11 protein-coding genes are annotated in these 13,494 nt (G+C 48.3%); 1 reads left to right on the plus strand and 10 read right to left on the minus strand.

The window, feature by feature from the left end:
* Positions 1 to 95: 95 nt before the first annotated feature.
* From AC2Q9J_RS14465 to xylA, 7 genes are all read right to left on the minus strand, one after another.
* Entirely contained in the window at positions 96 to 1,415 is a 1,320-nt protein-coding gene (locus AC2Q9J_RS14465) for a short-chain fatty acid transporter (protein ID WP_499041010.1), read from the minus strand.
* Positions 1,416 to 1,603: 188 nt separating this feature from the next.
* Positions 1,604 to 2,671, minus strand: coding sequence for an aldose epimerase family protein (locus tag AC2Q9J_RS14470; protein ID WP_499041012.1), 1,068 nt, complete (start codon positions 2,669 to 2,671; stop codon positions 1,604 to 1,606).
* Positions 2,668 to 3,681 carry a Gfo/Idh/MocA family protein gene (locus tag AC2Q9J_RS14475; RefSeq protein WP_499041014.1) on the minus strand — a complete coding sequence of 338 codons (1,014 nt, stop codon included), beginning with the start codon at positions 3,679 to 3,681 and terminating at the stop codon, positions 2,668 to 2,670. Before AC2Q9J_RS14475 ends, AC2Q9J_RS14470 begins: the two co-directional genes overlap by 4 nt.
* Positions 3,682 to 3,777: 96 nt before the next feature.
* Positions 3,778 to 4,875 carry an ABC transporter ATP-binding protein gene (locus tag AC2Q9J_RS14480; RefSeq protein ID WP_499041016.1) on the minus strand — a complete coding sequence of 366 codons (1,098 nt, stop codon included), beginning with the start codon at positions 4,873 to 4,875 and terminating at the stop codon, positions 3,778 to 3,780.
* Between the two features lie 47 nt (positions 4,876 to 4,922).
* Positions 4,923 to 5,906 (minus strand): aldo/keto reductase, encoded by a 984-nt coding sequence (locus AC2Q9J_RS14485; protein ID WP_499041017.1) that lies wholly within the window; start codon positions 5,904 to 5,906, stop codon positions 4,923 to 4,925.
* Between the two features lie 83 nt (positions 5,907 to 5,989).
* On the minus strand, positions 5,990 to 7,489 hold the full coding sequence (gene xylB / locus AC2Q9J_RS14490; protein WP_499041018.1) for a xylulokinase: 1,500 nt from the start codon (positions 7,487 to 7,489) through the stop codon (positions 5,990 to 5,992).
* A gap of 30 nt (positions 7,490 to 7,519) precedes the next feature.
* Positions 7,520 to 8,842, minus strand: coding sequence for a xylose isomerase (gene xylA / locus AC2Q9J_RS14495; protein ID WP_499041019.1), 1,323 nt, complete (start codon positions 8,840 to 8,842; stop codon positions 7,520 to 7,522).
* A 616-nt stretch (positions 8,843 to 9,458) separates the two neighbouring features.
* Here xylA and AC2Q9J_RS14500 point away from each other — a divergent pair.
* Complete coding sequence (locus AC2Q9J_RS14500; RefSeq protein WP_499041020.1) at positions 9,459 to 10,082, plus strand: YesL family protein; 624 nt, start codon at positions 9,459 to 9,461, stop codon at positions 10,080 to 10,082.
* Positions 10,083 to 10,189: 107 nt separating this feature from the next.
* Here the strand turns inward: AC2Q9J_RS14500 and AC2Q9J_RS14505 are convergent, their stop codons facing one another.
* From AC2Q9J_RS14505 to AC2Q9J_RS14515, 3 genes are all read right to left on the minus strand, one after another.
* On the minus strand, positions 10,190 to 11,011 hold the full coding sequence (locus tag AC2Q9J_RS14505; RefSeq protein WP_499041021.1) for a carbohydrate ABC transporter permease: 822 nt from the start codon (positions 11,009 to 11,011) through the stop codon (positions 10,190 to 10,192).
* A 15-nt stretch (positions 11,012 to 11,026) separates the two neighbouring features.
* Positions 11,027 to 11,905, minus strand: a complete 879-nt coding sequence (locus AC2Q9J_RS14510; protein WP_499041022.1) for a carbohydrate ABC transporter permease — start codon at positions 11,903 to 11,905, stop codon at positions 11,027 to 11,029.
* Positions 11,906 to 12,003: 98 nt separating this feature from the next.
* Entirely contained in the window at positions 12,004 to 13,305 is a 1,302-nt protein-coding gene (locus tag AC2Q9J_RS14515; RefSeq protein ID WP_499041023.1) for an extracellular solute-binding protein, read from the minus strand.
* Between the last annotated feature and the right edge of the window lie 189 nt (positions 13,306 to 13,494).

Consider the following 13,494-nt stretch of genomic DNA (forward strand, 5'->3'; position numbering starts at 1 on the left):
AATTCTTATCCTATCTTTCCAAGTCGGGTCTACTTGAATTATTGCTGCTAAAAAAACCTTGCCACTGGATGGGCAAGGTTTAGAAGTATTTTTGATTAAAGGAATAATAAGCCGAGGCCGATTACAACTCCGCTGACGAATAAGACGATTAAACAGAAGCCCATGATATCCTTTGCTTTCAAGCCTGCAATTGCAAGCGCCGGCAAAGCCCAGAATGGCTGAATCATATTCGTCCAGGCATCGCCCCACGCAACAGCCATAGCAACTTTCGCTGTGTCGCTGCCGAGCATTTCGGCTGCTTCCAGCATGATTGGCGCCTGGACTGCCCACTGCCCGCCACCTGAAGGAACGAAGAAGTTAACGAGTCCTGCGCTAAGGAAGGCGAAAAGCGGGAATGTCTGAGCGGTCGAAACGCTGACAAACGCTTCCGAAATGACAGCTGCCAGACCGGATGCCGTCATCATGCCCATAATCCCCGCGTAAAATGGGAATTGGACGATGATGCCGCCCGCTCCTTTGACGGCTTCCTGGACAGCGACCAGATATTTGCGCGGCGTTCCGTGGAACAGGATTCCAAGGAACAGGAACATGAAATTGACTAAATCGAGCGTCAACGCAAAACCATTTTCGATGAAATAATAAGCGATAAATGCAATACCGAGTACGCCGATGACCATCGACAGAATCCAGCTGTTCTCCAGCCGCTCCGCCGGTGTCTGATCCTTTTTAGCCGGTTGTTCTTCAACTTCCGGTTCTACCAGTACTTTTGGGTCGACGGTGACAGTTTCATCTTTTTTCGGCATCATCAAACGGTTCAATAATGGAAGAATAATGACCAATGCCCCGATGATGATTAAATTATAGCTTGCAAAAATCGTTTCTCCGGTCGGAATAATGCCGATCCGGTCGATAAACGGGTGCCCGTCTGTCGCAATCGACAGCGGAATGGAGCCCGAGAATCCGGCATGCCAGATAAGGAATCCCGAATATGCGCTTGCTATCAGCAACCGATAATCAACGTTTTCAACACGCTTCGCTAATTCCTTCGCAAACAAGGCTCCGATAACCAGACCAAATCCCCAGTTGATCCAGCTTGCCGCAAGCGATACTAAAGTTACCCAAATAATCGCGCTGCCTGGTGACTTCGCGAAACTTGCGAGTTTGCCGAGGCCTTTTTTAAAAATCGGGCTGCTTGCGAGTACGAATCCTGTGACCAGCACCAGCACCATCTGCATCGAGAACGCCAATAGCGCCCAGAAGCCTTCTCCCCAGAAAGCCACCATTTCGACCGGCGATGAACCCGTCAATCCAAGACCCAGCCCGAAAACGACCAGCGTCAGGATGATGACGAATAAAAATGGATCCGGTAAATATCTTTCCATTAAATTATTGGAAAAGCGAATAATCCCCTTCATATTCCATACTCCCCTTTGTCTAAATTTTCTTTTCCTTTCTAATGCTACCTTATTTTTCAGTTTGAATGTATATAAATTGAAAAATTTTGACTACTCGTCGTGGTTTGTTATGCCCCTTGAAATTCAACCAATTCGAAAAAGCACACACAAGGCTCTCCGCCTTGTGCATGCTTCTTTTAAATCTATTTTTATTCTATAAATGCATTATCCAAGACACCAAAACTGAAGCTGGTTTCCGAATGGTAATGCTGTCCCGCCTCCAGCACCGATGAACCGAAATTCTGATGGCGCGATGAATCAGGCAGCTTTTGCGTTTCCAGACAGAGGCCAAGATGATTTCTCGCAGGCGTGCCGCGCAAACTATAAGGGCCACCGAGACCGTTGCCGGTGTAGAGCACAACAGCCGGTTCGGTAGTCGTCACCGAAAGCATGCGGCCGCTTTGTTCATCCGTCAGCAAGATCACCCTGTCTTCAGCTTGCTCGAGCACAAATGGGTGGTCATAGCCATGCCCTGCAAGTCGAGTCTGCGGATCTTCCGACTCGGCGGCCCGCCGTATTTTATTGCCCTCCCGCAGATCGAACACTGTGCCGGCCACCGGCAAAATCCTGCCAGTCGGCAGCAGCTCATCGTCAAGCTCAAGGTAGGCTTCACCCGGAAGCTGCAAATGATGGTCCAGCACGTCGCGTTTCAGATCACCGCTCAAATTGAAATACGCATGATTGGTCGGATTCAGAAGAGTTGGCTGGTCCGAAATTCCGCTATAGGAAATGACCAGTTCATTGACGTCGTGTTTAACAAAATAACGCACGGTCATCTCCAGATTCCCCGGATAGCCTTCTTCACCGTCCGGGCTCATGTATGTAAAATCCACTCCTGCGCCGTCCGTTTCTTCAAAAGGCGCAGCATTCCAAACCACTGAATGAAAGCCACCGGCGCCGCCGTGCAAATGATGGCCGTCTGCGTTCCGCCCAAGCTGATAGCCGGTTCCCGCCAGTTCAGCTGCGCCGTCTTTGATGCGGCCGGCAAAACGGCCGGCCACCGCACCGAGATAATGGACGTCGCGCTCGTATTCTTCAATTGAATCAAATCCCAGTACGACGTTTTCCATTTCCCCTGACTTGTCGGGTGCCAAAATTTCTGTAATGATGCAGCCGTGATTGATGCAGGAAACCTGGAACCCCTGTTCATTTTTTATCGTGTAGAGTGTGACCGGTTTTCCGTCTGCTTTCCCGAATGCCCGTTGTTCCACCGTCATCTGCTATCACTGCCTTCCTTCGTCAGTTGAACGGGCTGGCCCGTAGAAATCGATTCGTAGCAAGCATCCAGCACACGCATATTGCGGATCGTCGAGTCGCCGCTGATCCACGGTTCCCGGTCCTCCAATATCGCGGATGAAAAATTCTCCACTTCGAGCCTGTAACTATCACCGCCCACTTCTTCTGTCCGCTGCTCGTCACCCTCTTTGACGATTACCGTTCCCACACCGCCGACAAAATCCGGCCGGAACGCGTACGGCACTCTAATGGACCCTTCTGTGCCGATCACTTCGTATTCATTGCGCGGAACCATATCGAAACTGCAGTCGAATAAAGCGCGGATGCCGCTCTCGAATCGCAGCCAGCCGTGAGCTGTCATATCGACGCCGTCCACCTTGTCCATTTCAGCGAATGCCTGCACTTCCAAAGGTTCAGCATCCGTCAAATGGCTGAATACCTGAATCGAATAGCAGCCCAGATCGTAAAGGCTGCCGCCCCCCATCTTTTTATCCATGCGGATGTTTGTGTCGCGATCGGCCATATAAAAGGAATGGCTCGATTTGATCAAACGGATGTCGCCGATTTCTCCTGAAGCCATGATTTCCTTTACACGTCCGTGCTGCGGATGCAGCTGGTACATGAACGCTTCCGCGAATTTCACGTTTCGGCTGCGGCAGAACGCCACCATTTCTTCCGCTTCTTCCGCGTTCAGCGCCGCCGGTTTTTCACACAGCACATGTTTGCCCGCTGCCGCCGCTTTCATCGCCCACTCTTTATGCAGATGATTCGGCAGCGGAATATACACTGCATCGATCTCATCGTCTGCCAATAACGCTTCGTAGCTTTCGTAAGCTTTTGGAATCCCATGCTCTTTTGCAATCGCATGGACCTTATCGCTCCGGCTTGCAATAGCGGCAAGCTCAGCATTTTTCGCGCGTCCAATTGCCGGAATCACTTGCGTCAAGCCGATCTTCGCCGTACTTAAGACGCCCCACCTGATTTTCCCCATCTCCATCACCCTTTCTTCAAATAAAAAACGCCGCCAAAGGATGTTGATCCTTCAGCGGCATCCCTATATCCTGCCAGCGAACCGCTCACAGGCAAATCATTTGATGCGGAGTTCTGAATCCTTGTCGAAGAAATGCACTTTATTCATATCGAACGCCATATCGATTGTCTGTCCGGCTTCTACGCCGAATCGGGAATCGACACGCGCCACGAAGTCCTGATTGTCCACGACCGAATAAAGAACGATTTCCGAGCCCATCAATTCAGCCACTTCAATCGCCGCGCGGATTTTTGTTTCCGGTGAATAATCCAGGAATACGGGTTCATCATGGATGTCTTCCGGACGGATGCCGAGAACAAGTTCCTTCCCGTCATATCCCTGTTCGCGAAGCAATTTCAATTTCCCTTCCGGAATCAGCACTCTGATATCGCCCATCACGAATTGATTGCCTTCGAGACGTCCGCGCAGGAAGTTCATTGCCGGAGAACCGATAAAGCCGCCAACGAACATATTATCCGGTTCGTCATAAACTTCTTTCGGAGAACCGACCTGCTGGATAAATCCGTCTTTCATAACGACCAGACGAGTCGCCATGGTCATCGCTTCTGTTTGGTCATGCGTCACGTATACTGTTGTCGTTTGCAGGCGGCGGTGCAATTTCTGGATTTCTGTGCGCATTTGCACACGCAATTTCGCGTCCAAGTTGGACAACGGCTCATCCATCAGGAATACTTCCGCGTCGCGCACAATCGCGCGGCCCAGTGCAACCCGCTGGCGCTGGCCACCGGACAAAGCTTTCGGTTTGCGGTAAAGATACTCTTCTAAGCCAAGAATCTTCGCTGCGTTGTCGACGCGTTCCTTGATATCATTTTTCTTCATTTTGTTCAATTTCAAACTGAACGCCATATTGTCATAGACGTTCATATGCGGATAAAGCGCGTAGTTCTGGAACACCATCGCGATGTCGCGGTCTTTCGGCGATACATCATTGACACGTTTTTCACCGATGAACAGATCGCCTTCCGTGATGTCTTCAAGTCCGGCGATCATCCGCAGCGTCGTCGATTTCCCGCAGCCGGAAGGTCCGACCAATACGAGAAATTCCTTGTCTCTGATTTCCAGGTTAAAGTCCTGAACGGAAACAACGCCTTTGTCATAGACTTTCTTGATATTGACTAAATTCAACCCTGCCATTTTCATCCCTCCGAATATGTATTGTCTTAACATCTATTAGCGGATACTTAATACGGACCTCTAATATTCTCCGCCACTTCTTCTTTATAGAACTGTTCGATTTTCTTCATTTCTTCAGCGCTGTAAGACGCTGCGTTCAATGCATGCAGATTGTCTTCGACCTGTGCCACTGTCTTAAAGCCCGGTATTACGGACGACACCGCTTCGTGCTCCAGGATCCACTTGAGGGACGCTTGCGTCATATTGCCTCTGCCTTCTGCGATCCACGATAATTTATCGGCCAACTCCACGCCTTTATTGAATTCCAGTCCGGCAAACGTTTCGCCGACGTTGAATGCTTGGCCGTCGCGGTTGAAATTGCGGTGGTCGTCTTCTTCGAATTCGGCGTTTTTCTTGAATTTCCCAGTCAATAAACCACTTGCCAACGGCACGCGCGCCAGGATGCCGACATTCCTTTCAGCCGCTGCCGGGAAAAGCTCCATTGCCGGTTTCTGTCGGAATAAATTAAAAATCACCTGCAAACTGCTGACGTTCGGGTTTTCCATGCACAAGAGCCCTTCTTCCACCGTTTCGACGCTGACGCCGTAATAGCGGATTTTCCCCTGCTCTTTCAAACGGTCAAGCACTTCAAACACCTGGCCATCGCGCAGAATTTCAATCGGCGGACAATGGATCTGGAACAGGTCGATCTGTTCACGGCCCAGCCGTTTCAAGCTGTTTTCCGCATATTGGCTGACGCTTTCCAGTGAATAGGTTTTCGGATCATGAATATCGCCAGCGCGTGCAAATTTCGTCGCGATATGGATTTCGTCATGCTTGCCTTTTGTCGCTTTCGCCAAAAGTTCTTCCGCATGCCCGTCTCCGTATACGTCTGCTGTATCGAAAAAGTTTACGCCCGCATCCATCGCGCGGTCCAGTCCGCGAAGAGATTCTTCATCCTTCGTGCTGCCCCAAGAACCGCCGATTGCCCAGGTTCCAAAACTCAATTCGCTTACTTTTAGGTCTGTACTGCCGATTTGTCGATAATTCATCATTCCACGCTCCCTTGTTTGATTGTCCATCGATTTTGCAAAGAAGAGCCTCAACCGAATAGTTGAGACTCTTATTCAATGATTCACTTTCGGAAAGCCAGTAATTTTTCATTCAGTTCTTTTGTTTGGCCATACACTTCAGTATATACCGCAAACAGTTTTTCGTATTGCTCCACGTTGGCAGGGTCTGGCGTAAACTGTTTTCCTTCTTCCAGGAAAACATCCGCGCACGCTTGTAATGAATCGAACCAGCCGCAGCCGAACGCCGCTAGCATGGCCGCTCCCATTCCAGGCCCCTGTTCGCTTTTCAGCCGGACGATGGTCGCATTGAAGATATCTGCCTGCATCTGCAGCCAGTCCTCGTTTTGCGCGCCGCCGCCGATTGAAACGATCGTGTCGATATGTTTGCCGCTGTCACGGAAAATCGCAATCGACTCATTCAGTGAAAACGTGATTCCTTCCAGTACAGCACGGACGAAATCTTTGCGCTGATGCGAACTGTCCATACCGATAAAGCTGGCGCGGATTGCCGCATCCGCATGCGGTGTACGTTCTCCGACTAGATACGGCGTGAACAATAATCCATTTGAACCCGCGGGAACCGTGCCGACTTCAGCCAATAATTCATCAAACGATTCGCCTGCAGCGAAAACGTCCTTGAACCAGGTCAGGCTATAGCCTGCCGAGAGCGTAACGCCCATTGTATAGAAAGCATTCGGTGCCGCATGGTTGAAATAATGCACCTTGCCGCCGAACTCTTTATCATCGCTTGCTTCATAAGACAGTACGACACCGGAAGTTCCGATGCTGCACAATGTTTTTCCGTCTTCCAGAATTCCTGAACCGATTGCGCCGCATGCATTATCGGCTCCGCCTGCAAAAACGCGTGTCGTTTGTGCGAGACCGGATTGTTCAGCGAATTCCGCCGTCAACGTGCCCACTTCCGCATGCGAATCAAGCAGCGGCGGACAAATATTCGGGTCGAGGTCCAATAGTTCACAGATTTCTGTGCTCCATTGCTGTTTCGAAATATCCAATAGCAGCGTTCCCGCCGCATCGGAATATTCCATATGGAGTTCACCGGTCATCCGGTAGCGCAAATAATCTTTCGGCAACACGAATGACTGTGCTTTATTGAATATTTCCGGTTCGTATTCTTTCACCCACAGGATCTTCGGCAGCGTAAAGCCTTCCAAAGCCGGGTTCTTTGTTATTTCAAGCAGACGTTCCTGCCCGACAGTCTCAACAATTTTTCTGCATTCAGCGGTTGTGCGGGTGTCATTCCAAAGAATCGCCGGACGCAAGATTTCATTGCTGCCATCCAGCAGCACCAGGCCGTGCATCTGTCCTGAAAAACTGATGCCTTCAATGTCTTCCGGTGCGCCGCTGAAATTCTGCAGCAGCTCCTGAAGCCCGGCAATCGTTCCAGTCACCCAGTCTTTGGGATCCTGTTCGCTGTATCCCGTCTTTTCATGGAATAACGGATACGGCTTTGAAACGGTCTGCACCACTTCGCCCTGCTTGCTAACCAATAAAATCTTTACTGCACTTGTCCCTAAATCCACACCGATTACATATTTCATAGCTCCAGCGCTCCTAGCATCAAAAAATCCTTATTTGGCGAAAGCCTGCAATAAATACTGGTTGATCGTTGATTTAATCTGCTCCAGGCGTCCTGAAGTCTGTTTGATATTCGTTAAGCCAAAAGCGTATTCCTCAAGCTTGTGGAAGTCGGTTTTGCCGTTGACGATATCAAGGCCGATGCCTTCTGTATAAGTCTGGTAACGGTTGCTGACGATGTTTTCAAGCACTTTATCATCGATCAATTGCTGTGCCACAGTCAAGCCGACCGCGAATGCGTCCATTCCAGCGATGTGTGCATGGAAAAGATCATCCTGCTCGAACGATCCGCGTCTTACTTTCGCGTCGAAGTTCAAGCCGCCGCGGCCAAGTCCGCCGTTTTGAAGGATTTCATACATCGCAAGTGTTGTAGACCAAAGATCTGTCGGGAATTCGTCCGTATCCCATCCAAGAAGCGGATCGCCCTGGTTGGCATCGACAGAACCGAGCATATTGTTAATGCGCGCATAATGAAGCTCATGTTCGAATGTGTGGCCCGCAAGCGTTGCGTGGTTCGCTTCGATATTGAATTTGAACTTATCAGCCAGCCCGTAGCTTTGCAGGAATGCATGAGCAGTCGCCACATCGTAATCGTATTGGTGAGTTGTCGGTTCTTTCGGTTTCGGCTCAATCAGGAATTGGCCTTCAAAGCCGATTTCCTTCGCGTAATCAACTGCCATATGATAGAAGCGGCTAAGGTTGTCCATTTCCAGTTTCATGTTCGTGTTCAACAGTGTTTCGTAACCTTCACGGCCACCCCAGAAAACATAGTTTTCTGCGCCAAGCTCTTTGCCGATTTCAAGGCCTTTTTTCACTTTAGCCGCTGAATAGGCGAAGACATCCGCGTTGCTTGATGATGCTGCCCCGTGCACGAAGCGTGGGTGTGTGAAATTGTTCGCTGTGTTCCAAAGCAATTTCGCTTTGCTGTCTTTCATGTATTTTTGGATCATGCCGACGATTTCGTCGAGGTTTTTATTGGATTCGCGCAAATTGCTGCCTTCCGGTGCAATGTCGATATCGTGAAAGCAGAAGAATGGTACATCGATTTTGTTATAGAATTCGAAAGAAGCTTCAACGCGCGCTTTCGCCAGATCCATGCCATCGTATTTGTCCCAGTTGCGGATCATGCTGCCCGCGCCGAACGGATCAGAGCCGTCCATTGTGAATGTGTGCCAGTAAGAAACCGCATAGCGCAGGATTTCTTCCATCGACTTGCCGCCGACCTGTTGTTCCGGGTTGTAGAATTTGAATGCGAATGGATTTTTTGAAGAAGCACCTTCAAATTTGATTTTTTCGATATTCGGGAAATAAGCCATTATATGTACCTCCAACTGTATTGTTATTTTATTGGTTATTTGGTTATGTAATGAAAAGGCTTTCATCACGATTATAGCAATTACGAATTAGTTTGTCTATTAATTAAACTAAGTTCAGAATGATAGTGTAAGATAATAAAAAAAGGTATAGTTTTTAAGCAGACATAAGATTTTTGTAATCGATATTCCGCAAAACAGCTTCGCTTTCCTGGGGGCTTGCAAAAACCCGTGCTCCTGCATCGCTACGCTAGCTTCGTCGCAAAGAGCCGGCCTTGCAAGCTACGGCCAACTCTTAGCTAACTCGGACTCGTTTCACTTCGCCCGAGTGGATCTCAGCACTTCGCTTGGTCGCCTGGGAGTCTTCGCTGTTTTGCTTCATATCTCTAGAGATTTCTCTCAGCAACGGCGCGCCTATGGAGCAGGCGAATGCCGACGGAGTAATAAGACGAGTGTTCTTCTCGACTTATTACGGGAGGCAAGGTTCGCCATACGAAGATGGCGCATCCTTTGCGACGAGCAGTGCGCAGGAGCATAATCTTCGCACTGTCCTAAGCGCCGAAGCGGTTATAAAAGTGTTATATTCCCTCTCCCACTAACTGATAAGGATGGTCAATATATGAATTCAACCAGCGGTTTTATCTATAATGTTTTGGAATGGATCACTCGTTTTGCTTACGTCAATTTGCTGTGGATCCTGTTCACTTTGCTTGGCGGCGTGCTGCTGGGCTTCTATCCAGCCACAATCGCCATGTTCGCTGTTTGCCGCGACTGGCTGCGCGGTGATACCGGCAAGCCCGTGTTTTCGGCTTTTTGGCAATATTACCGGCGCGATTTTGTGAAAAGCAATTTGCTCGGGTTATTCGTAACAGCAATTGCCGCATTTATCGCCCTTGATATTTTCTATATCCAGACCAGCTCACAAGATCTGTCCTGGACGTATATTCCATTGTTCGCCTTTATGCTGCTGTTTGCGATGCATTTGTTTTATCTGTTCCCGACTTTCGTCCACTTCGACATAAAAGTCGGTCAGGTCATCAAAAACGCATTTCTCATCATGCTCATCAATCCGATCAATACCCTGCTCATTTTCATCTGTCTTGGATCGATTGCTGTCATCATGCAGACAATCCCAGCGCTGGCCGTTATTTTCGGCGGCAGCTCATTTTCATACATTATCATGTGGCTTGCCCTCCGCTCATTTAACCGGGTCAATAAAACCGGTGCTGAATTGGAAAGCTGAGCGCTCATGATAAACAAAAAGCTTCTCCTGCGAGATTTTTCTCAAAGGGGAAGCTTTTCTATTGTCAGCGCCCCGCCACCGATTTCCGGGTGGCGGAACTCTTTTCATTAACCTTTAACTGCACTTGACGAGATTCCTTCAACGACTTTATTGCTGAAGAAGATGAACGCGATGATGATTGGCAGCACACTGATGATCAGTGTCGCGCCGATTGCGCCCCAGTCCGTCATGTATTGTCCGATAAAGTTCTGGATACCGACAGTCAGTGTCTTGTATTTTTCAGAACTGATAAAGGTGTTGACGAAAACAAACTCGTTCCAGTTGTAGATCATATTGATGACCACAGTCGTCGCCATGACCGGTGTCGTCATCGGCAGGATGATGCGGAAGAACATCCGGTGGATCGAACAGCCGTCGATGATGGCCGCTTCTTCGACTTCTTTCGGCAAGGTATAATAGAAGCCAAGCAGGATCATCATCGTGATCGGCAGATTATACGCTGTATACGTCAGCACGATGGACCACGGGTTATCGATCATCCCCACGCCCATGAACATGCTGTACAACGGAATCAATGCAGAGTGGATCGGAATCATCAGGCCGACCATGAAGAGGCCCAATACCAATCCGCTCAGTTTCCATCTCATGCGCGTGATGGCGAATGTCGCCATGCTTGCGAACAGCACCGTCAAGATGATGGCCACTACAGTGATCCAGACGCTATTGAAGAAATAAACGCCGATTCCGCCGTCCCAGACCTTCGCGTAATTTTCCCAGCGGAACTCACTCGGCAGAGAGAACGGAGAACCGGCGAAAATTTCGCGGTTGTCCTTCAGCGAGAAGATGAATAGCCAGATCAACGGCAGGATTTGGAACATCGCCACCACGATCAGTGCCAGGTAAAGAAAAAAATAACCAATGCGATTCATGCCCAAGTCCCCTTCCTAATACTCGATTCTTTCTTTTGTAGCAGTCACTTTGCGGACAATGACGGTTACGATCATCGTAATGATCAGCAACAGGAATCCGATGGCACTGCCGTATCCGAAGTTATAGCTATTGAAAGCCAGTTTGTACATATAAGATGCCATAACTTCCGAGGCGCCGTTTGGTCCGCCGGCAGTCATAACGTAAATCAGGTCGAAGTATTTCAATGAACCGACAATTGCCAGTACGATGGTGACACTCACGACTTCCTTGATCAGCGGCAATTTGATGCGTGTAGCAATCTGGAATGGAGTCGCTCCATCGATGCGCGCCGCTTCAATCAGGGATTCAGGAATATTTTTCAATGCTGCGTAATAGATCAATATGTAGAATCCCGCATATTGCCATAGAATCGGAATGAATATCGCAAACAATACGATGGCCGGATCAGCCAGCCAGTTAGGCGGATTCTCGATTCCGATTGACCGCAGGAATGTATTCAAAATACCGCTTGATGGGTTGTAGACTTTTATCCAAAGCTGAGCGATGGCAACTGAAGACAGAAGCATCGGAATCAAATAGATTTTTCTCAGCAAATCTGCGCCTTTAATTTTTGAAGCCAAAATAATGGAAACAGCCAGATAGATGATCAGGCTCAAAGTTGAAAACACTGCCAGCAGGAATGAATGCAAGGCACTGTCCCAAAACTTGCTGTCCTGGATCCCGGTAATGTAGTTTTCCAAACCGATAAATGTCTTTGCGCCGATTCCGTCCCAATCCATCAGGCCATAATAGCCGGAAAGAATCAGCGGAATAAACACCAGTACACTGACCAATAGCAGGGCCGGTGCAATATATAAAGCGATATGAAGCTTATTGGACATAACTTTGTTCATAGCATTCAACCCCATATTCTGAAAAATAGAAAGGGACAATCCGCCAATCAGGATATGTCCCTTTCTTTTCATCTGATTTAACCTGTTTCAAGTATTATTTATTCTTTTGATAACGCGTCTTCATGCGCTTTCGCGAACTCTTCCGGCGTCATTTCGTTGCCGAACAGCGCCTGGATTGAATCCAAGTGAACTTGCGCAGTATCCGGGCTCATTTGAACGTCCGCGAACAATGTGATGTTGCTTGCGTTGTTCAATTCTTCCAAGATATCAATGTACATTTGCGGAAGATCAAGTGATGCAGCATCCACTTTCGTAGCTGGGATTACGCCCGCTTTTTCAACTGCTTGCTCACCCCACGCTTTTACAAAATATGCAGCGAAATCTTTCGCTTCTTCTTTTACTTCAGATTCTTCTGCTACAAACAATCCAACTCCCGGGCCGCCGACAAAGCTTTGCGTGTCGCCTTCACCGTCAACTGTCGGGAAGTTCATGTAATCAACAGAATCTCTGAATTCCTGTGGCACCGATTCGTTTGTTGTGTAGTTTGGCAGATCCCAAGTAGCGATCAAGTACATCGGAGCCTGTTCGCTCATGAACATTGACTTCGCTTCTTCATCAGCCAAACCGTTAAAGCCGTTTACAAATGCATCTCTGTCAACAAGTTCCTGCACTTTAGCAGCTGCTTCAACCAAAGCCGGATCTTCGAAAGATCCTGAACGGTCAATGGCTTTGTTCAATGTATCAGCTCCGCCAAGACGGTCTGCCAGGTACATATACCAAAGTGATCCTGTCCACGCGTCTCTGTTTCCTAAAGCAATCGGCTGAATGCCTTCTTCATTGAATGCATCGACCACTTCAAGCAATTCTTCGTAAGTTGCCGGCGGCTCTAAGCCCTGCTCTTCGAACATTGCATTATTATAGTAGAGTGATACGATATTCAATTCCAATGGCAAGCCGTATGTTGCGCCATCCATTGCATATGCTTCCGCAGTTCCCGGAACAAATGCGTCGCTCAATTCTTCTTCGATCACATCATCAAGCGGCGCGAACATATTGCCGCCGACATAAGGCTCAAGGAATCCTGCTGCCCATGTCATCCCTACATCCGGAAGGTCTCCAGAAGTCGATAGTACACGTAATTTATCTTTATACTGCTCATTGCTTAATACTTCCAAGTCGATTGTAACGCCTTCATTTTCTGCTTCGAAATCAGCAATGATGTCGTTTACCACGTCATAATGTTTCTTCGAACTGCCTTCTGGCCATAAATGCATAAACTTAACTTCAGTTTCCCCCGACGCTGAAGAAGCATCCTCAGATCCTGAACCTGAACAAGCTGTTAATAACAATGAAGCGGCTAAAGCGGACGATAAAACTGTAAGCGTTTTCTTTCCACCCATTTTTTCTCCCCCTAGTGAGTTTGTAGTTACAACAATTTTCTGATTGTTGTATGCGTTTTCATTGTATCAAATGATTCCTAGTTAGTCTAGTAGATGAACAAAGTTTTTATTTGAGGTATAATGAAGCTATAAACCTGTAAAAATTCCCGAGAAACCCTTTAGCTACGCCGATTGTCAAAGGCTTTCTGT

The sequence above is a fragment of the Planococcus sp. RAB007_Raresut genome, from assembly GCF_057369535.1.